Source organism: Gordonia aichiensis (assembly GCF_039946255.1).
Taxonomy (GTDB): domain Bacteria; phylum Actinomycetota; class Actinomycetes; order Mycobacteriales; family Mycobacteriaceae; genus Gordonia; species Gordonia aichiensis_A.
Genome location: NZ_JBCDWL010000001.1, coordinates 420,501 through 440,318, shown reverse-complemented (window position 1 = coordinate 440,318; position 19,818 = coordinate 420,501). Strand labels below are relative to the sequence as shown.

Below are 19,818 nucleotides of genomic sequence, written 5' to 3'. Positions count from 1 at the left end.
AGGAGGACAGTCAGATGGCACATAAGAAGGGTGCATCGAGTTCGCGCAACGGTCGCGACTCCAATGCCCAGCGACTCGGCGTCAAGCGCTTCGGCGGCCAGACCGTCAACGCCGGCGAGATTCTGGTCCGTCAGCGCGGCACCAAGTTCCACCCCGGAATCGGCGTCGGCCGCGGCAAGGACGACACCCTGTTCGCGCTTGCCGCCGGTGCGGTCAAGTTCGACGTGAAGCGCGGCCGCAAGACCGTGAACATCGTCCCGGAGCCGGTCGCAGTCTGACCTGGCATCCGAACACCTAAGCTCTTTCGACAGGGCGGGTCAGGGTCACTTTGACACCCTGACCCGCCCTGTCGGCATATCATCACCCCTTTGAGGAAGGCGAGAACATGTCACGCTTCGTCGACCGCGTGCAGATCGACGTCGTCGCCGGCAACGGCGGCCACGGCTGCACCTCCGTGCACCGGGAGAAGTTCAAGCCACTCGGCGGACCGGACGGAGGCAACGGCGGACGCGGCGGCGACGTCCGACTCATCGTCGACCCGCAGGTTCACACCCTCCTCGACTTCCACTTCCGTCCGCACGCGCGTGCCACCAACGGCAAACCGGGAATGGGCGGCAACCGTCACGGCGGCGCCGGTGAGGATCTGATCCTCAAGGTGCCCGACGGCACCGTCGTCATGGACACCGACGGCGAGGTCGTCGCCGATCTCGTCGGTGCGGGCACCGAGTTCGTCGCCGCGCAAGGCGGTCGCGGCGGGCTGGGCAACGCCGCGCTGGCCTCGCGTGCGCGCAAGGCGCCCGGCTTCGCACTGCTGGGTGAACCGGGTGACGAACGCGAACTCGTCCTGGAGCTCAAGTCGGTGGCCGACGTCGGCCTCGTAGGCTTCCCGTCGGCCGGCAAGTCCTCGCTGGTGTCGGTGCTGTCGGCGGCCAAACCGAAGATCGCCGACTACCCGTTCACCACGCTGGCACCCAACCTCGGGGTGGTGACCGCGGGGGCCGAGGTCTTCACGATCGCCGACGTGCCCGGTCTGATCCCCGGAGCGTCGCAGGGGCGCGGCCTGGGACTGGACTTCCTCCGTCACCTGGAGCGCTGCGCGGTGCTCGCGCACGTCGTCGACTGCGCCACCCTGGAGCCGGGACGCGATCCCGTCTCCGACATCGACGCGCTCGAAGCGGAACTGGCCGCGTACCGGCCGGCGCTCGACGCCGACCACTCGCTGGGCGATCTCGCCGACCGCCCCCGGGTGGTGATCTTGAACAAGGTCGACATCCCCGAAGCCGCCGAGCTCGCCGACCTCGTCGAGGCCGACATCGCCGAGCGCGGATGGCCGGTCTTCCGGATCTCGGCGATCGCCCACCAGGGCCTGTCGGAGCTGACCTTCGCGCTCGCCGAACTCGTGGCGCAGTACCGCGCCGTCGCGGTGAAGCCGGAGGCCCCGCGCCCTGTCATCCGCCCGAAGGCGGTCGATCAGGCGGAGTTCACCGTCGTTCCCGATCCGGACGTGGAGGGCGGATACATCGTGCGCGGCGCCCGGCCCGAACGCTGGGTGCGACAGACTCAGTTCGAGAACGACGAGGCCGTGGGCTACCTCGCCGACCGGCTCAACCGGCTGGGTGTGGAGGCCGCACTCGTCAAGCGCGGCGCCAAGCCCGGTGCGCCGGTCACCATCGGCTCGATGACCTTCGACTGGGAGCCGACCGCCGCGATGGGCGACGAGGTCCCGCTGACCGGCCGCGGCACCGACGTGCGGCTCGAACGCAACGACCGCGTCGGCGCAGCCGAACGCAAGCTGGCGCGCAAGATGCGCCGTGTGGCCACCGACGACACGGAGTTGGGTTGGGGCGGCGAGGAATTCGATGACGACGACGATGACGAGTGAGGTCGGTGCCGACCCGATGATCAGCGCGGCGCGACAGGTGATCGCCGACGCACGCAGCGTCGTGGTCAAGATCGGCTCGTCGGCCGTCACCGACATGGTCACCGGGATCGACTACGCGCGGCTCGACGCGCTCGTCGACGCCTTGGAAGCGCGCATGCGCGCCGGGTCGGACGTGATCGTGGTGTCGTCGGGCGCGGTGGGGGCGGGGATCGCGCCCCTCGGCCTCAAGAAGCGCCCGCGCGATCTGGCGACCAAACAGGCCGCGGCCAGCGTCGGGCAGCTCAGGCTGGCGCACGCCTGGGGCACCTCGTTCGCGCGCTACGACCGGACGGTCGGGCAGGTGCTGCTCACCGCCGACGACATCTCCAACCGGGCGCACCACGCCAACGCCCAGCGCACGCTCGACCGCCTGCGGGCCCTGCACGCGGTCGCCGTGGTCAACGAGAACGACACGGTGGCGACCAACGAGATCCGGTTCGGCGACAACGATCGTCTCGCCGCGCTCGTCGCACACCTGGTGCACGCCGATGCGCTGGTCCTGCTCTCCGACGTGGACGGACTCTACAACGGAGATCCCCGCAAGCCCGGTCCCGACGGACAGCCCGCTCGCCTGATCGAGCAGGTCGACGGCCCCGAGGACCTCGACGGGGTGATCGCGGGCACCGGCGGCGCGCTCGGCACCGGCGGGATGGCGTCGAAGCTGGCGGCCGCGCGGCTGGCCGCCGACTCCGGCGTGCCGGTGCTCCTGGCCGCCGCCGAGCAGGCCGGAGCCGCGCTGGCGGACGCGTCGGTCGGAACGGTCTTCAAACCGCGACCGACCCGGCTCTCGGCGCGGAGGTTCTGGGTGCGGCACGCCGCTGAGACCCACGGCTCGCTGGTGCTCGACGACGGCGCCGTCGCCGCGGTCTGCGGCCGTCGCCGCTCCCTGCTGCCCGCCGGGGTGACCGCCGTGCGCGGCGACTTCTCCGACGGCGACGTGCTGGAACTGCTCGACAGCACGGGCACGGTCCGCGCGCGCGGAGTCACCTCGTACGACGCCGAGGACGTGGTGAAGATGATCGGCCGCTCGACCGCCGACCTCCCGCCCGACCTGCAGCGTCCGATCATTCACGCCGACGATCTGGTGCGCACCTAGCACCACCGGAGACGAAGACCACCCCGGAGCGACGATCTCTCGTGCTCCGGGGTGGTCTTCGCGTATGGCCCGCGCTCAGCCGCGGTGATGCCTGCCGGCCGGTGCCGGGACCGGGACCAGGGGATACACGCCGTTCTCGTCGTGGACCTCGGTGCCGACGACCGGTGGGTTGAACACGCACAGCATCCGCATCTGCTCGTCGACGGTCACGGTGTGGCGTTCGTGCCCGTCGAGCAGGTACATGCTGCCCGCGCGCAGCGGGTAGATCTTGCCGGTCTCGCGATCCAGGAGCGACCCGGAGCCCTCGATCAGCCACACGGCCTCGATGTGGTTCGCGTAGTGGAACTCGTTGATCGAGCCGGCCGCGATGGTGGTCTCGTGGAACGAGAAGCCGACGCCGTCGCCGCCGAGCACGATCCGCTTGGAGACCCAGTTGCCCTTCGGGTCGGCGACCTCGCGGTCGGTCCCGGTGATCTCCTCGGTGGTACGGACGATCACTTGCCCACCTCCTGGAAGGCCTCGTCGACGGCTTCGCCGAGCAGGGCCAGGCCGTGCGCGAGATCGTCGCTGCTCATCGTCAGCGGCGGCAGCAGCTTGACGACCTCCGAATCGGGGCCGGAGGTCTCGGCGAGCAGGCCCTTGCCGAAGGCGATCGCGCAGGCGCGGTCGGCGAGCTCGGCCTGTTCGAAGACCAGGCCCCGGACCATGCCGCGGCCCCGGTGCGAGAGGCCGGAGTGGCGACGGCACAGTTCGTCGAAGGCTTCGGCGATCTCGATTCCCTTGGCCTTGACCTGAACCGACAGCGAGTCGTCCGACCAGTACTTGCGCAGCGCCGCGGTGGCGGTGACGAAGGCCGGGTTGTTGCCGCGGAAGGTTCCGTTGTGCTCACCCGGCTCCCAGACGTCGAGGTCGGGCCGCATCAGGGTCAGGGCGAGCGGCAGACCGTAGCCGCCGATCGACTTGGAGAGCGTGACGATGTCCGGGACGATGCCGGCCTCTTCGAACGAGAAGAAGTCGCCGGTGCGGCCGCAGCCCATCTGGACGTCGTCGACGATCAGCAGGATGTCGCGACGCTTGCAGAGGTCGGCCAGTCCGCGCAGCCATTCGGCGCGCGCGACGTTGACGCCGCCCTCGCCCTGCACCGTCTCGACGATGACGGCGGCGGGAAGGTTGAAGCCGGAGCCGGAGTCGTCGAGCACGCGCTCGAACCAGGCGAAGTCCTCGACGCTGCCGTCGAAGTAGTTGTCGAAGGGCATCGGCGTGGTGTGGACCAGCGGGACGCCGGCGCCGTTGCGCTTCATCGCGTTCCCGGTGACCGCCAGCGAGCCGAGAGTCATGCCGTGGAAGGCGTTGGTGAAGTTGATGATCGCCTCGCGGCCGGTCACCTTGCGGGCCAGCTTGAGTGCGGCCTCCACGGCGTTGGTGCCGGTGGGGCCGGGGAACTGGACCTTGTAGTCGAGTCCGCGCGGCTGAAGAATCAAGCCGGCGAAGGCCTCGAGGAACTCGCCTTTGGCGCGAGTGGACATGTCGAGTCCGTGGGTGATCCCGTCTCGAACGAGATAGTCGATCAGGGCTTCCTTCAAGACCGGATCGTTGTGTCCGTAATTGAGTGCGCCGGCCCCGGCGAAGAAATCGAGATAGTGATTGCCGTTGACGTCGGTGAGCCAGCTGCCCTGTGCGGTGTCGAAGACGGTCGGCCAATCACGGCAGTAGGAGCGGACTTCAGATTCGTGTTCGGTGAAAGTTCGATCGTCCAGTGCAATTTCGATAGTCATAGTCGAAGATGTCCTCGTTGAGTTGTACCGATTTCGCCCTTATCGGGGATTCGGTGTCAGCAGATACAGGTCCTCGCGCTCGTGGGAGTCGGACTCCGGCTCGGCGGGGAACAGGTCTGCGCTGAAGAACGGCTCGCAGGAGAAGTGCAGGCCGAGCGCTCGGGCGGCGCCTGCAAAGAGGCGCGCAGACGCCTGGTTGTCGGGGCTGATCGTGGTGTTGAGGTCGGTGACACCGGCCGCGGCGCAGTGGGTGAACAGTTCGCACAGCATGCGCTTGGCGATCTGCTTTCCACGGTGCGCGTCGTCGACGGCGACCTGCCACACCATCAGGATGTGTGGATTGTCTGGTCGGCGATATCCGGTGACGAAACCGACTGTTCGACCGTTGATCTCAGCCACGATCGACGTCTCGGAAAAGTCCTGTGACCATAGGACGTACGCATATGGGGAATTCACGTCGAGAACCCGCGAATCACGGGCGATCTCCCACATCCGTTGTCCGTCACGGGCCCGCGGCCGCCGGAAGGCGGCCGTATTTCCGGTGTCTGTGTCCGGTAACTCGTTATTCGGGTTCATGACGTGACCGAGGCTATCGACCATCCAAGTGAAAGTCATGGTGGATTCGATATCGGTGCCGTCGAAGCCTGCCTTTGTGCAGTACAGGCGACCCGTGTGGCATATGTCACAGTAACGACGACCGTCGGCCGACGATTGCATCGGCGACGGCGGGCAGGATCACCTCGCAGCGGTGATCGATCTTGATCGTGGCGAGGGCGTCGGCGCGCGTCGCGCCGCGGTTGACGATCGCCACCTGCTTGCCGGTGGCCGCGGCGTGGCGGGCGAAGCGCAGACCCGACATCACCGTCAGCGATGAACCGGCGACGAGCAGGGCGTCGGCGGCGTCGACCAGGTCGAATGCGGCGCGGACCACCGGTCGCGGGACCGTCTCGCCGAAGTAGACGATGTCGGGCTTGAGAGTGCCGCCGCACGCGGGGCAGTCGATCATCTGGAAGTCGCCGATGTCTTCGAGAGCGGCGTCGGCGTCCGGCGCGACCTCGATGGCGCCGCGCGAGGTCATCGACTGCGCGTAGCCCGGATTCGCGGCCTCGAGTGCCTCGGCCAGGCCGTGCCGTGACATCAGCGCGCCGCAGTCGAGGCAGCGCACGCGCCCGTACGAGCCGTGCAGATCGACGACCGGGGCGGAGCCGGCCTTCATGTGGAGCATGTCGACGTTCTGGGTGATGACCCCGGACACGGTGCCGCACTCCTGCAGTCGGCGCAGGGCGCGATGGGCGGCGTTCGGTGCGGCGGCGTCCATGTGTCGCCAGCCGATGTGGTTGCGCGCCCAGTACCGGCGCCGGCTGTCGGGGGAGGAGAGGAAGGCGTCGATCGTCATCGGCGCTCGGGCGGGCGAGTCGGGGCTGCGGTAGTCGGGGATCCCGGACGGCGTCGACAGGCCGGCGCCGGTCAGGGCGACGACCCGGCGGTCGCGCATCAGGGCGGCGAGTTCGGCGGCCCGCGCCTGCGGGTCGGGGTCGGCGACGGTGGCCGGTGCCGGGGTCCACGCGGTGGTGCGGGTGCGCATGGTCTCCACGCTACTGCGGCGGGGCGGTACCGCGGATGCACTAGAATTTCGACGATATGACCAGAATCATCGCCGGCGAATTCCGCGGTCGGCGGCTCGCTGTTCCGGCCGACACCACCCGTCCGACCTCCGATCGCGTCCGCGAGGCGGTCTTCTCGATGCTCGGCTCGCGCATGGATCTGGCCGACCTGCGGGTGCTCGACCTGTACGCCGGGACCGGCGCGCTCGGTCTGGAGGCCGTCTCGCGCGGCGCGGCGTCGGCCGTTCTCGTCGAGGCCGACCGTCGTGCCGCGGGGGTGCTGCGGGACAACATCGCGGTGTGCAGTGCGGGTGCCCGGGTGCGGGTGGTCAACCGGACCGCCGAGGCCTTCGTGGCGGCGCAGTCGGGCGTCTTCGACCTGATCTTCCTGGATCCGCCGTACGACGTGACGACCGAGCAGTGCGATGCGGTCATCGCCGGATGCGCCGCCGTGCTCGCCCCCGGCGGCTGGATCGTCGTCGAACGCGCTCGCCGCAGCGACCCGATCACCTGGCCTGCGGGCATCGACGAGGTGGCGACCAAGCAGTACGGCGACACCGTCGTGGTGGTCGGCGGCAGCGACGCACCCGTCGCGTAGATTCACCACCTATGAGCGCTGCAGTCTGCCCCGGTTCGTACGATCCGTTCACCCTCGGCCACCGCTACGTCGTCGAACGCACGGCGGCGCGCTTCGACCGAGTCGTCGTGGCGGTCGTCGTCAACCCGAACAAGCAGGGCATGTTCACCGTCGACGAGCGCATCGACCTGATCGAGGCGGACTGCGCCGATCTGCCGAACGTCGAGGTGCGCAGCTGGACCGGACTGGTCGTCGATCTGTTGCTGGAGGAGAAGGCAGACACCATGGTCAAGGGGCTGCGGTCGGAGGCCGACTTCGCCTACGAGATCCCGATGGCGCAGATGAATCGCGAACTCACCGGCTGCGAGACCTACTTCATGCTCACCGACCCGCGCTTCGCGCACGTGTCGAGTTCGTTGGTGAAGGAGGTCGCGCGCCTCGGCGGCGACGTGACGCCCTACCTGTCCGAGCACATTCATTCGGCGCTGCTCGATCGGCTGGCGCAGACCCGACGCGCCTGACGGTCGCGCAGTCGGCGACACGCCCCGGTCGCCTCCGGTGCCACCGCAGCAACATTCGGCACAATGGCCTTCAGTGACATCAATGGCCGCCGAATCGATTGGTTGAGCCGGATTGGGGTAACCGTGTATCGCGTATTCGAAGCATTGGACGAACTGGTCGCGATCGTCGAAGAGGCCCGAACCGTGCCGATGACCGCAGGTTGCGTGGTTCCGCGAGGCGACGTGCTCGAGCTGCTCGACGACCTGCGCGATGCGCTGCCCGCCGAGCTCGACGACGCGCAGGACGTGCTCGACGAGCGCGACACGCTCGTCTCGAATGCCCGCGAGCAGTCCGACCGGCTGATCACGGGTGCGGAGAACGACTCCGAGTCGATGATCGCCCACGCCCGCGCCGAGGCCGACCGCATCCTGGCCGAGGCCAAAGCGCGCGCCGACCGGATGCTCGACGAGGCCAACGGAAACGCCCAGGCGATCGTCGGCGAGGCATCCGACGAGGCGCAGCGACTCGAGCACAGTGCGGCCCGCGAGTACGAGGCCGTCACCGGCCGTGCCCGCGCGGAGGCCTCACGCGTGGTCGAGGCGGGCAACTCCAGCTACAGCAAGTCGGTGGCCGACGGCATCGCCGAGCAGCAGCGGCTGGTCTCCGAGTCGGAGGTCGTCGCGGCGGCGAAGTCCGAAGCCGAACGGATCGTCGACGCGGCGCACGCGGAGTCCGATCGCCTCCGGGGCGACTGCGACATCTACGTCGACGACAAGCTGGCCGACTTCGAGGAGATCCTGACCGGGACGCTGCGGTCGGTGAACCGCGGGCGCCAGCAGCTCCGGACCGGCGCGGGCATGCACGACTACGTCGAGTACAGCCATGGCGGCGGCGCCGCGCCGGAGCCCGGTCCCGCTCAGATGGCGGGTTGATCATCCGTTTCGGATCGACTGGGTAACATCGTCTGAGTGACTGATTCTGTTTTCGTGATCGATGTCCGGTCCGTGCCCCGTCGTGCCGGCTCGATGGTCGAGCGCGCGTGGACGATCCAGGCTCCGCACCGGCTCGGTGCCGAGATGATCGGGATCCCGGTGGGCGCCGACGTCGACTTCGATCTGCGCCTCGAGTCGGTGACCGAGGGAGTTCTGGTGACCGGCACGGTCAGCGGTCACGCCGAAGGACAGTGCGGACGCTGCCTGGACGCCATCGACGAGGACGTCACCGTCTACCTCACCGAACTGTTCGCCTACCCCGACAGCGAGACCGATCGGACCGCGGAGGAGGACGAGGAGGTCGAGCGGATCGTCGACGAGCAGATCGACCTCGAGCAGGTGGTGATCGACGCGGTGGCGACCGAGCTGCCGATGTCGCCGCTGTGCGACCCGGAGTGCCCGGGGCTGTGCCCGGAGTGCGGGATCAAGCTCGCCGACGCCGAACCCGACCACGGTCACGACCTGATCGACCCGCGGTGGGCCAAGCTCGCCGACAAGGTGGCCACCGACCAGCCGCAGGCCGGCGAAGGGCGGGAGCAGTGAGCAAACGCCCCGATTCGACTCTTCTCACCGACGTGCTCGGGGTGACGATCAGCGATGAGCTGCTCACCCTGGCATTGACCCATCGGTCGTACGCCTACGAGAACGGCGGCCTGCCCACCAACGAACGACTCGAGTTCCTCGGCGACGCGGTGCTCGGCGTCGTCGTCACCGAACGGCTCTATCTGGGTTTCCCGAACCGACCCGAAGGCGAGCTCGCCAAGATCCGCGCCAGCGTCGTCAACATGCACGCCCTGGCCGACGTGGCGCGCGAGCTGGGGGAGGGCGGACTCGGAGCGCACCTGTACCTGGGGCGCGGCGAGGAGTTGACCGGCGGTCGGGACAAGGCCTCCATCCTGGCCGACGGCCTGGAGTCGCTGTTCGGCGCGATCTTCCTCGACCACGGCATCGAGGTGGCGCAGCGGGTCATCCTGGGCCTGTTCGAGCCGATCATCGAGCGGTCCGGCAGCCTCGGCGCGGGGCTCGACTGGAAGACCTCGCTGCAGGAACTGGCCGCCGAACGGAACCTGGGCCAGCCGCAGTACCAGATCTCGTCGACCGGTCCCGACCACAACAAGGAGTTCACGGCGGTGGCCGTCGTCGGCGGCGACCGGCTCGGGGACGGCGTCGGCCGGACCAAGAAGGAAGCCGAACAGCACGCCGCGGAGTTGGCGTGGAAGGCCATCAAGGACCGTGCCTGAGCTTCCCGAGGTCGAGACCATTCGGCTCGGACTCGCCGCCCACCTGGCCGGAACCACCGTCCGATCGGTCGAGGTGCTGCATCCGCGCGCGGCCCGCAGACATGTGGGCGGTCCGGTAGACCTGTCGAACCGGTTGCGCGGCAAGCGATTCGACAGCGTCGAACGACGCGGCAAGTACCTGTGGCTGATGGCCTCCGACAGTGCAGACGACGTGGCCGCCGTCGTCCATCTGGGCATGAGCGGGCAGATGCTGCTGGCCGAGCAGGGCGCCGAGGATCCGGTGCACCTTCGCATCCGCGCGGTGCTCGACGACGGTCACGAACTGCGGTTCGTCGACCAGCGGACGTTCGGAGGCTGGCACCTCGACGACCTCGTGGAGGTCGGCGGTCGGCGGCTGCCCGAGTCGGTGGCGCACATCGCGCCCGACCCGTTCGAGGAGGCCTTCGACCGCGACGGCGTCGTCGATGCGCTGCGGAGCAAACGGACCGAGATCAAGCGCGCGATCCTCGACCAGACGGTGATCTCCGGCGTCGGCAACATCTACGCCGACGAATCGCTGTGGCGTGCTCGACTGCACGGCCGGCGGCGCACGCGCGGCATCCCGCGCGCGGCACTCGGCGAACTGATCGACCATGTGACCGCGGTGATGGGGGAGGCCATCGAGGTCGGCGGCACGTCGTTCGACGAACTATATGTGAATGTGAACGGGCAGTCGGGGTACTTCGAGCGCAGCTTGAACGCCTACGGCCGCGAAGGGCTGCCGTGTTCTCGTTGCGGTGCGCCGATGGTCCGCGAGTCGTTCATGAATCGCAGTTCGTTCTCGTGTCCGACGTGTCAACGAGTCCCGAGGGCGCGACGTCCTTAGGTCAGTCGAGGCTTCTTAGGCTGGTCGAGTACGGGAGGAGCGCAGCGACGACCACATCGAGACCCCCGGGAGCATCGCCACGTCTGGTTGGCGCGCGGAAGATGAGCTCGGCTGGGTCGATGAGGCCCCGTGCGCACCCGTCTCACTCCTGCGCGCTCAGCACGCACCCCACTGATGCCTGCTCGCCATACGCTCGGCGAACCACTCGTCGACGGCGACCGCGGCACGACGTCCGACCGGCGTCGGATGGATCGAGAACCCGTGGGGGACGTCCGGGTAGACGCGGAGGTCGACCCGATTGCCGGCCGCCGACAGCCGCGCCGCCATCAGCAGGTTGTCGGCCAGCACGACGTCATCGCTGCCGACCACCAACAGCGTCGGCGGCAGGCCTCGCAGGTCGCCGTAGGCGGGCGACACCTCGGGATCGGAGCGGTCCGCGACGCCACCGGCATAGGCCTCCACGAAGTAGTCGTCGAACACCGCCGACCCCGACGGACTGTGCGTGGTCAAGTCGTAGGTGCCGGCCTCGAGGACCGCGCCACCGAACGCGGCGACGGTCCCTCGGGCGCGAAGCCGGAGCAGGGTGACGGCGACCAGCGTCGCCCCTGCAGAGAAGCCGCCGAGCAGGAGTCTGTCGGTTCCGAACCGCTCGCGCGCGTGATCGATCAGCCATTCGGCGACCGCGAGGCAGTCGTCGGGCGCCGCGGGCCACGGGCACTCGGGAGCAATGAGGTAGTCGACGCTGATCACGGTGAGCCCGGTCGTATCTGCCCGCCTGGCGTTCCGCTCGTCGTCGGCGACCGCGGAACTCAGATAGAACCCCCGCCGGGGAGATGGAGCAGGACGCCGACGGCGGGGCGTCCGACGGGTTCGACGATCCGGACCGGAACGACGCGGCCGTCGACGCACACCGAGTCGACGATCGCGCGATCGGAACCGACGAAGCGTCCGTCGCGCTCCGCTCGCACCGCCAGCAGGTCGTCGTAGCACTCGGGCCCGCGGCCGGCGGGTCTGGCCGCGTAGAACTCCTCGGTGGCCGCAGCCTCGACTGCAGGCACCGGTTGACTGAGGCTGCGCAGCGAGAAGTCCACGGGGTCACGCTACTGAAACTTCCGCGGCCGGCGCAGGCTCGCATGCCCGACCCGTGACCGACGCCGCTCCCCGTCTGTCACAGCAGGTGCGTAGTCTCAAGAGTCTCCCGTGACGAAAGGCATGACGACATGACTGAACTGTGGGTCCAGCGCACCGGAACCCGGCGATACACCGGACAGAGTTCGCGCGGTGCGCAGGTGCTGATCGGCTCCGAGGACGTCGAAGGCGTCTTCACGCCCGGCGAACTGCTCAAAATCGCTCTGGCCGCCTGCACGGGCATGTCGTCGGACCGACCGCTCTCTCGCCGCCTCGGCGACGACTACGACGCCACCGTCCGCGTCTCGGGCGACGCCGACCGTGACAACGAGGTGTACCCGCGGCTGTCCGAGGTCCTCGAAGTCGACCTGTCCGAGCTCGACGCCGACGCCGCGCAGCGACTGCTGGTGGTCGTCGAACGGGCGGTCGACAAGGTCTGCACCGTCGGACGCACCCTGAAGGCCGGTACCGAGGTCGACCTCACCATCGAGACCCAGTAGCGGCCATGAGCACCTCGCAGCGAATGACCGCCTGGGTGCACGGCCACGTCCAAGGCGTCGGGTTCCGCTGGTGGACGCGGTCGCGAGCACTGGAGCTCGGGCTGGTCGGTTACGCCTCCAATCAGCCCGACGGGCGCGTGCTGGTCGTCGCCGAAGGACCGCGCGACTCACTCGAGGCGTTGTTGGGCAAGCTGCGGTCGGGAGACACCGCGGGCCGAGTCGACCTCGTCGTCGAGTCGTTCGAGGCCGCGCGCGGTGACCTGACCGGATTCCGCGAACGCTGAGCCGACGCGCCTGACGGGGCGGCAGCGACCGAAACCGCAGGCCCGGGCCGGTAAGCTAGCTACCCGTGCACTTGAAGAGCCTGACCCTGAAAGGGTTCAAATCGTTCGCGTCGTCGACGACGCTGCGATTCGAACCCGGCATCACCTGTGTGGTGGGGCCCAACGGGTCGGGCAAGTCGAACGTCGTCGACGCCCTCACCTGGGTGATGGGCGAGCAGGGCGCCAAAGCGCTGCGCGGCGGCAAGATGGCCGACGTCATCTTCGCGGGAACCTCCGGTCGGGCCCCGCTGGGGCGCGCCGAGGTGACGCTGACCATCGACAACTCCGACGGCGCGCTGCCCATCGAGTACTCGGAGGTCTCGGTCACGCGGCGAATGTTCCGCGACGGCGCCGGCGAGTACGAGATCAACGGAAACTCCTGCCGCCTGATGGACGTGCAGGAGCTGCTGTCCGATTCGGGCATCGGCCGCGAGATGCACGTCATCGTCGGGCAGGGCCGACTGTCGGCCATCCTGGAATCACGCCCCGAAGAGCGCCGGGCGTTCATCGAAGAGGCCGCGGGCGTCCTCAAACACCGACGTCGGCGGGAGAAGGCCGTCCGCAAGCTCGACGCGATGGCGGCCAACCTGGCCCGCCTGACCGACCTCACCACCGAACTGCGAAAACAGCTGAAACCACTCGGCCGCCAGGCCGAGGTGGCGCGCCGCGCCGCGACCGTGCAGGCCGACCTGCGCGATGCGCGACTGCGCCTGGCCGCCGACGACCTGGTGGCGCGCCGCGCCGAGATGGCACAGCACACGGCGGTCGAGGCGGAGGTCCGGCGACAGCAGGACGAGGTGGCCGCGGGGCTCGACGCGGCGACCGAGGCGCTCGCCGCCGCCCAGGAACAACTCGCACACGTCGCACCCGCTGCCGCCGAGGCGAATCGGGTGTTCTACCGGCTGGGAGCGCTCTCCGAACGGGTCACCGGAACCCTCCGGTTGGCCGGCGAACGCGCCGCGCACCTCGCCTCGCCCAGTGCGGCCGCCACCGGACCCGACCCGGACGAGCTGGAACGACAGGCCGAGCACGCCGCGCTGACCGAGGCCGAACACGCCGCGGCCGTCGAAGACGCCGCCGAGCGCCTCGAGTATGCGACCGCCGGACTGCAGGCCGCCGAACAGGCCGCAGCCGCCGCCGAACGCGCCCACCTCGCAGCCGTGCAGGCGGTCGCCGACCGACGCGAGGGACTGGCCAGGCTGGAGGGCGAGGCCGCCAACCTGCGGACCAGAGTGGAGTCGGTCGACGGTGAGACCGCCCGGCTGACCGTCGCGATCGAGGACGCCGCCCGCCGCGCCGACACCGCCCAGGCTGCGCTGGACGACGAGGTGGCCCGCGTGCGGGTCCTCGAGGACGCCGAACGCGGACTCGACGAACACCACGAGAACTGCGCGGCCGCGTTGGCCGCCGCCGACGAGACGATGGCCCGGCTCGAAGCCGACGACCGCGAGACCGCGCGGGCGATCGCCTCGCTGACCGCGCGGATCGACGCGCTCGCCGTCGGCCTGGAGCGCGGCGACGGCGGACGCTGGCTGATCGAGCGGGAGACCGACGGACTGCTGTCGCCGCTGTCGGAACTGCTCACCGTCGACCCGGGGTTCGAAGGGGCGCTGGCCGGAGCGCTGGGGCCCGCCGCCGAAGCCATCGCCACCGTCGACGGACTGGCCGCGGTCCGCGCGCTCGCCGAACTGCGGCGCGGCGACGGCGGTCGTGCGGCGTTGATCGTCGGCGGCCTGACCGGCCGATCAGCCGCCGAGCGGCCCGCGCTGCCCGACGGGGTGGTTTGGGCGCGGGACCGCGTGCACGCCCCCGACTCGGTCGCCGGCGCCATCGACGTTCTGCTCGACGGGATCGTCATCGTCGACGACGCCGCCGTCGGCCTGCAGTTGGCCCACGACCTGCAGTTGATCGCCGTCACCCGCGACGGCGACCGGATCTCCGCGGCCAGCGTGGAGGGCGGCTCGTCGCGGCGGCCGTCGACCATCGAGGTCCAGTCCGCGATCGACACCGCCACCGACGATCTGGCGCGCAGCCGTGCCGCCGCCGAGCAGATGACCGAACAGCTGGAGCTCGCGCGCGCCGCCCAGACCCGTGCGCGCGACGCGGTCGAGGGGGCCTTGGCAGCGCTGCACGAGTCCGACGCAAACCTCGGCGCCGCCTACGAGACGCTGGGTCGCCTCGGCGCCGACATCCGTTCGGCGCGGCAGGAGGCCGACCGGCTGATGCGGCAGCGCAACTTCGTCGAACAGGGGCGGGCCGAGAACCTCGCGGCGCTGACCGAGGTCGAGGAGCGTCTCGCGCGCGCCGCCGACGACGGATCGGAGGAGGCAGTCGGCGACGACGACCGCCAGATGCGCGACACGGCCGCCGCGGAGGTCGCGTCGGCGCGGTCGGAGGAGGTCGAGACTCGCCTGACTCTGCGCACGGCGGAGGAGCGGCTGGCGTCGGTCCGCGGCAAGGCGGAGAGCCTGCGCCGCGCCGCCGCCGCCGAACGGACGAACCGCGAGCGGCAGCGTCGCCTCGACGCCCAGCGTCGCTACGCGGCCGGGGTGGCCCATGCCGTCGCCGAGGGCGGCGAGCGGCTGGCCGACGCCGTTGCACGCGCCGTCGCCTCCGCCGCCGAGAGCCGGGACGAACTCGAGGCCGACGCCGCGCAGCGCACCGCCGAAGTCGATGCGCTGCGCGCCCAGGTCGACCAGCTTACCGCGGTGATGAACAAGCTGCGCGACGCGGTCCACCGGGACGAACTGGCCAGAGCGCAGGCGGCACTGCGCATCGAGCAGCTCGAAGAACAGATCCTCGAGCAGTTCGCCGTCGCCCCCGACGACCTGGTCGCCGAGTACGGACCCGACGTGCCGATGCCGCCGACCGAATTGGAGATGCGCGAATACCAGGAGGCCAGGGAGCGCGGCGAGCAGGTGGTCGCGCCCGCGCCGATGCCCTTCGACCGGGCCGCGCAGGAGGCTCGGGCGCGCAAGGCGCAGAAGGACCTCAAGACCCTGGGGCGAGTCAATCCGCTGGCGTTGGAGGAGTTCGCGGCGCTCGAGGAGAGATACGAGTTCCTGTCCACCCAACTCGAGGACGTCAAAGCCGCGCGGCAGGATCTGCTCGAGGTGATCGACGACGTCGACGCCCGCATCCTGCAGGTCTTCACCGACGCCTACGCCGACGTCGAGCGCGAGTTCGTGCAGGTCTTCGCCACACTGTTCCCCGGCGGTGAGGGCCGGCTGATCCTCACCGACCCGGACGACATGCTCACCACGGGCGTCGAGGTGGAGGCTCGCCCACCGGGCAAGAAGGTCAAGCGACTGTCGTTGCTATCGGGCGGCGAGAAGTCGTTGACCGCGGTGGCGATGCTCGTCGCGATCTTCCGCGCCCGCCCGTCGCCGTTCTACGTGATGGACGAGGTGGAAGCAGCACTCGACGACGCGAACCTGCGCAGGCTCATCTCGCTGTTCGAGCAATTGCGCGAGAAGTCGCAGCTGATCGTCATCACCCATCAGAAGCCGACGATGGAGATCGCCGACGCGCTCTACGGTGTGAGCATGCGCGGCGACGGCATCACCCAGGTGATCTCGCAACGACTCCGGGGTGTCGAGATCACCCCGACGGTGCACCTGTCCGACGACGGGTCACCGGAACCGACCACACCAACCGACTCCGCTCCCACGAGCTGAAGGGAAGATGTCTGCAGTGGACACCCAATTGATCATCGGCATCGTCATCGCGATCGTCGTCGTCCTCGCACTGGTCGGCGGCACCGGCTACGCGCTGAACCGAAAGCGGCGCATCTCGCTGCGCGACGACGCGAAGACCACCGAGCAGGTGATCGACGGCTCGTCGCGCCAAGTCGACAGGTCGGGCGGCTACCAGGCCGGTTCCGGCTTCAGCTTCAGTCAGGGCGGGGCCGGAGCGGCGACGATCGACCGGCCCGAGCCGGGCAAGGACCAGCCGGTTGAGCAGGCGCCGGTTGAGCAGGCGCCGGTTGAGCAGGCGGCTGTCGAGGCAGAGCCCGTCGAGGCAGAGCCGGTCGCAGATGCATCCGCCGCGGCCGACCAGGCTGATGTCGCTGCTCCGGCCGACGGTGCGGCGGTCGAGGCTCCGGCTGGTGACGAAGCTGTTGTCGACGAGCCTGTCGTCGCTGAACCGGTCGCCGAGGAACCCGTTGCGGAGGCGCCCGCGAGCCAGGCGCCTGCGCCGCAAGCCGAGCCGGCCGCAGAAGAGGCTGCGGCTCCGCCTGCGCTGGACGAGATCGCGCCCACCGAGGGCCGGCTCACCCGGCTGCGCGGGCGGCTGTCTCGCTCGCAGGGTGCCATCGGCGCCAGCGTCCTGGGCCTGCTCGGCGCCGGCGATCTCGATGAGGACAGCTGGGAGGAGATCGAGGACACGCTCGTCATGGCCGACCTCGGCACTTCGGTGACGACCACCGTCATCGAGAAGCTTCGCGCGGAACTCGCGACGGGCAAGGTCCGGTCGGCCGACGATGCGCGCGCGGCGTTGAGGCGTGTGCTGGTCTCGCAGCTGCATCCGGAACTGGATCGTTCGGTCAAGGCACTGCCGCACGCCGGCGGTCCCGCGGTGGTGCTCGTGGTCGGTGTCAACGGTGTCGGAAAGACCACCACCACCGGAAAGTTGGCCCGCGTGCTGGTGGCCGACGGTCGGCGTGTGCTGCTCGGTGCGGCCGACACCTTCCGCGCCGCCGCGGCCGACCAGTTGCAGACGTGGGGCGAGCGCGTAGGCGCCGGAATCGTCCGCGGCAAGGAAGGCGCCGATCCGGCGTCGGTCGCCTTCGACGCGGTGACGACCGGTATCGCCGACGGCGTCGACGTGGTCCTCATCGACACGGCCGGCCGACTGCACACCAAGACGGGCCTGATGGACGAGCTCGGCAAGGTCAAGCGGGTGGTCGAGAAGAAGGCTCCGGTCGACGAGGTCCTGCTGGTCCTGGACGCGACGGTGGGGCAGAACGGTTTGATGCAGGCCAAGGTCTTCGCCGAGGTCGTCGCACTGACCGGTGTCGTGCTCACCAAGCTCGACGGCACCGCCAAGGGCGGCATCGTCTTCCGCATTCAGGAGGAGTTGGGCGTCCCGGTGAAGCTGGTCGGTCTGGGCGAAGGCGCCGACGACCTCGCGCCCTTCGTTCCGGAAGCGTTCGTCGACGCGCTGCTGTAACTCTCGACATTCTGACACCCGCCGCAGACATTCTGCGGCGGGTGTCTTTCGTTGCGACCCCTTGTCCTAGTTGAATGTGATGTGTATCATAGAACACATGATCGATTGGAGTGGCCCTCAGGGGTTGCTTCTCGTTCTTTGAGAATTTGATAGCGCGTCGCGTACATGGCGACACCGACTACGCCCACGGCACTGCTGAGGGCGCAAGGGTGGGTACGCGGCGGCACAATGTCAGACCGCCGCCGGCTCTGGGAGTTTCTTCGGGTTGGTTGCCACAAGAGTGCGCCGCCGGGGTCCCTCTCTGGGGGTTCTCGTGCGGGTGGTCGATTCCCAAGGTGGCCTCCTTTCTAGGGTGGTCGAGTAGTCCGAGGCGCCAGCCGAGGACGTATCGAGACCCCGGGCGAGGTGCTCTCCAGTGGAGGCGGCGGTGGTCTGGCATCCGGGTGACGGACCACGCACAGCGCATCTGCATTTCCAACTGCTTTGTCGTTCAACCGTATTTCGTCTCGCAGGCGACGGTCGGTGACCGGCACGCTCGCCTGCGGGGAGTTCAAGACCGGAATCACGACCGCCACCAACGGCTTTCGGCGATCCCGAAGGTATCGACGGTGACCGGGTTGTGGAGAGGGGGAGTCATGACCATGACGATGACCAGGACCGTGGTTGATGTTGTCACCGAACTCGCTGACCTGCTCAGTGATGCACTCGATCCGCCGGGAACCGCATCGCCGGGTGGGGAATGGGCCCGGGTGTTCGCGTCCCCGTCGCCGACCGGCGCCGATGATCGGCTGATTCTGGCGGTGATGGTGGAGGTGACCAGGCTGCTCAACCTGTGCACCACCACCCTCGCTGCCGCGACCGAGGCGGCTGAGCGCGGCGGGATCCCGGCCCGCAAACGCGTCAAACGCGCGACCGATCTGCTGCGTGAACTGGGGCACCCGCCGGCGGTCGCGTACCGGTTGTCTCGGGTCGGCGCGGCCGCGGCGGGGTTGCCGGACCTGTCGCGGCAGGCGCGTACCGGTGGTGTCTCGCTTGAGCAGGGTGATGCGGTCGGGCGTGGGGTCGCGTTCGTGGGCAGGCGGGTCCCGCTCGACGAACCGGCCCGGCAGGATCTGGCGCGCAGGCTCATCGTGCAGGTGACGCCGGCCGACGTCGACACCCGAGCCCGCGAGCTCGCCCTCGAATGGGCGCCCGCCCCCGATCCCACCGATCCAGAGTCGGAGGTGGTGCCGGTAGCTGAGAGGCCCGACCTGAACGAGATGACCCTGACCACCGGCGCTGATGGCCGCACCACCGCCACGCTCGACCTGGACGCGCTGTCTGGGGAGGAGTTGCATCAGGCGCTTGATCCGCTGTGTCGGCCGGTGCCGCTGCCGGATGGGTCGCGGGATCCGCGGACGGTGACTCAGCGGCGGGCTGAGGCGTTCGGGCAGATCGTGCGCGGCTACCTGGCCGGCCGCGACCGGCCGACCGCCTCGGGTGGGGTGTTGCCGCACGTGACGCTGATCGTCCCCACCCACACCCAGACCGCCCGCACCCAGGCCGCCGGGCCCGCGGCGGGGATGTCTGCGGGCGCGTCGCCGGTGGCTTCGCTCGGGTTCACCGGGCCGGTCTCGCCGGCCACGGTGGGGTTGGTGGTGTGTGAGGCGGCGATGCGGCGGGTCGTCCTCGATGGGGAGTCGACGCCGTTGGATGTGGGCCGTGAGCACCGTCTGGTGACGGTGGCTTTGCGTAAGGCCCTCGAGGCGCGTGATCGGGGGTGTGCGTTCCCCGGCTGCGGGCGCCCGGTGTCCTGGACCGATGCGCATCATTGCGTGCCCTGGTCGGATGGTGGTGAGACGGCGGTCGACAACTGTGTGCTCCTGTGCCGGATGCACCACACCGTCGTCCATCACACCGGCTGGGAGGTGTTCATCGGCCACGACCGGCACCCCTGGTTCCGGCCACCGGCCGACACGTCCCGTCCGGTGCGCTCGCGGGAACCGATCCGCTCCAACGCACGCCGCACGATGACCACCGCACCCACCGCCGCCGCATGAGCGGCCTCGCGGATGTTCTGGAGGGATTCGAGCGCGCTTGGTCACCCATTCGGGTTCCGCGCCATTGCCTCAAGGATTGAATCG

General features: G+C 69.5%; 20 protein-coding genes. 14 read left to right on the top strand and 6 right to left on the bottom strand.

Going from position 1 to position 19,818, the window contains the following annotated elements; all coding sequences use genetic code 11:
• The first annotated feature begins 14 nt into the window (after nt 1-14).
• From rpmA to proB, 3 genes are all read left to right on the top strand, one after another.
• On the top strand, nt 15-278 hold the full coding sequence (gene rpmA / locus AAFO60_RS02080; protein ID WP_347954478.1) for a 50S ribosomal protein L27: 264 nt from the start codon (nt 15-17) through the stop codon (nt 276-278).
• Between the two features lie 107 nt (nt 279-385).
• Nucleotides 386-1,882 (top strand): GTPase ObgE, encoded by a 1,497-nt coding sequence (obgE, locus tag AAFO60_RS02075; protein WP_347954477.1) that lies wholly within the window; start codon nt 386-388, stop codon nt 1,880-1,882.
• Between the two features lie 16 nt (nt 1,883-1,898).
• Entirely contained in the window at nt 1,899-3,017 is a 1,119-nt protein-coding gene (gene proB / locus AAFO60_RS02070; RefSeq protein ID WP_347954657.1) for a glutamate 5-kinase, read from the top strand.
• A gap of 75 nt (nt 3,018-3,092) precedes the next feature.
• Here the strand turns inward: proB and AAFO60_RS02065 are convergent, their stop codons facing one another.
• The 4 genes from AAFO60_RS02065 to AAFO60_RS02050 all read right to left on the bottom strand — a co-directional run bounded on the left by AAFO60_RS02065 (nt 3,093) and on the right by AAFO60_RS02050 (nt 6,377).
• Nucleotides 3,093-3,515, bottom strand: a complete 423-nt coding sequence (locus AAFO60_RS02065) for an ectoine synthase (RefSeq protein ID WP_347954476.1) — start codon at nt 3,513-3,515, stop codon at nt 3,093-3,095.
• Nucleotides 3,512-4,792 carry a diaminobutyrate--2-oxoglutarate transaminase gene (gene ectB / locus AAFO60_RS02060; RefSeq protein ID WP_347954475.1) on the bottom strand — a complete coding sequence of 427 codons (1,281 nt, stop codon included), beginning with the start codon at nt 4,790-4,792 and terminating at the stop codon, nt 3,512-3,514. Before ectB ends, AAFO60_RS02065 begins: the two co-directional genes overlap by 4 nt.
• Nucleotides 4,793-4,831: 39 nt before the next feature.
• Entirely contained in the window at nt 4,832-5,368 is a 537-nt protein-coding gene (gene ectA, locus AAFO60_RS02055) for a diaminobutyrate acetyltransferase (RefSeq protein ID WP_347954656.1), read from the bottom strand.
• A 106-nt stretch (nt 5,369-5,474) separates the two neighbouring features.
• Nucleotides 5,475-6,377: an NAD-dependent protein deacetylase gene (locus AAFO60_RS02050; RefSeq protein WP_347954474.1), complete on the bottom strand. Its 903-nt coding sequence runs from the start codon at nt 6,375-6,377 to the stop codon at nt 5,475-5,477.
• Between the two features lie 56 nt (nt 6,378-6,433).
• On the opposite strand from AAFO60_RS02050, the gene rsmD reads away from it, so the two are divergent.
• The 6 genes from rsmD (at nt 6,434) to mutM (ending at nt 10,572) form a co-directional block, all read left to right on the top strand.
• Complete coding sequence (gene rsmD, locus AAFO60_RS02045; RefSeq protein WP_347954473.1) at nt 6,434-6,994, top strand: 16S rRNA (guanine(966)-N(2))-methyltransferase RsmD; 561 nt, start codon at nt 6,434-6,436, stop codon at nt 6,992-6,994.
• A gap of 11 nt (nt 6,995-7,005) precedes the next feature.
• Entirely contained in the window at nt 7,006-7,494 is a 489-nt protein-coding gene (gene coaD, locus AAFO60_RS02040) for a pantetheine-phosphate adenylyltransferase (protein WP_347954472.1), read from the top strand.
• A 123-nt stretch (nt 7,495-7,617) separates the two neighbouring features.
• Nucleotides 7,618-8,406: a DivIVA domain-containing protein gene (locus AAFO60_RS02035; protein ID WP_347954471.1), complete on the top strand. Its 789-nt coding sequence runs from the start codon at nt 7,618-7,620 to the stop codon at nt 8,404-8,406.
• A 93-nt stretch (nt 8,407-8,499) separates the two neighbouring features.
• Nucleotides 8,500-9,009: a YceD family protein gene (locus AAFO60_RS02030; protein ID WP_347954655.1), complete on the top strand. Its 510-nt coding sequence runs from the start codon at nt 8,500-8,502 to the stop codon at nt 9,007-9,009.
• Nucleotides 9,006-9,707, top strand: a complete 702-nt coding sequence (gene rnc / locus AAFO60_RS02025; protein WP_347954470.1) for a ribonuclease III — start codon at nt 9,006-9,008, stop codon at nt 9,705-9,707. Before AAFO60_RS02030 ends, rnc begins: the two co-directional genes overlap by 4 nt.
• Complete coding sequence (mutM, locus tag AAFO60_RS02020; protein ID WP_347954469.1) at nt 9,700-10,572, top strand: bifunctional DNA-formamidopyrimidine glycosylase/DNA-(apurinic or apyrimidinic site) lyase; 873 nt, start codon at nt 9,700-9,702, stop codon at nt 10,570-10,572. The genes rnc and mutM overlap by 8 nt, the downstream gene beginning before the upstream one ends.
• 156 nt (nt 10,573-10,728) lie before the next feature.
• On the opposite strand, the gene AAFO60_RS02015 is transcribed toward mutM, so the two are convergent.
• Nucleotides 10,729-11,481, bottom strand: coding sequence for an alpha/beta hydrolase fold domain-containing protein (locus AAFO60_RS02015; protein ID WP_347954468.1), 753 nt, complete (start codon nt 11,479-11,481; stop codon nt 10,729-10,731).
• The gene (locus AAFO60_RS02010; RefSeq protein ID WP_347954467.1) at nt 11,382-11,663 is read right to left on the bottom strand and encodes a hypothetical protein; all 282 of its coding nucleotides are present in this window, start codon (nt 11,661-11,663) and stop codon (nt 11,382-11,384) included. The genes AAFO60_RS02015 and AAFO60_RS02010 overlap by 100 nt, the downstream gene beginning before the upstream one ends.
• A 129-nt stretch (nt 11,664-11,792) precedes the next feature.
• Between AAFO60_RS02010 and AAFO60_RS02005 the strand changes: the two genes are divergently transcribed.
• From AAFO60_RS02005 to AAFO60_RS01985, 5 genes are all read left to right on the top strand, one after another.
• Nucleotides 11,793-12,200, top strand: coding sequence for an OsmC family protein (locus AAFO60_RS02005; protein ID WP_347954466.1), 408 nt, complete (start codon nt 11,793-11,795; stop codon nt 12,198-12,200).
• Between the two features lie 5 nt (nt 12,201-12,205).
• Nucleotides 12,206-12,484 carry an acylphosphatase gene (locus AAFO60_RS02000; RefSeq protein ID WP_347954465.1) on the top strand — a complete coding sequence of 93 codons (279 nt, stop codon included), beginning with the start codon at nt 12,206-12,208 and terminating at the stop codon, nt 12,482-12,484.
• Nucleotides 12,485-12,549: 65 nt separating this feature from the next.
• Nucleotides 12,550-16,200 (top strand): chromosome segregation protein SMC, encoded by a 3,651-nt coding sequence (gene smc / locus AAFO60_RS01995; protein ID WP_347954464.1) that lies wholly within the window; start codon nt 12,550-12,552, stop codon nt 16,198-16,200.
• A gap of 16 nt (nt 16,201-16,216) precedes the next feature.
• Nucleotides 16,217-17,695: a signal recognition particle-docking protein FtsY gene (gene ftsY, locus AAFO60_RS01990; protein WP_347954463.1), complete on the top strand. Its 1,479-nt coding sequence runs from the start codon at nt 16,217-16,219 to the stop codon at nt 17,693-17,695.
• Nucleotides 17,696-18,330: 635 nt separating this feature from the next.
• Complete coding sequence (locus tag AAFO60_RS01985; RefSeq protein WP_347954462.1) at nt 18,331-19,734, top strand: HNH endonuclease signature motif containing protein; 1,404 nt, start codon at nt 18,331-18,333, stop codon at nt 19,732-19,734.
• Nucleotides 19,735-19,818: the final 84 nt, after the last annotated feature.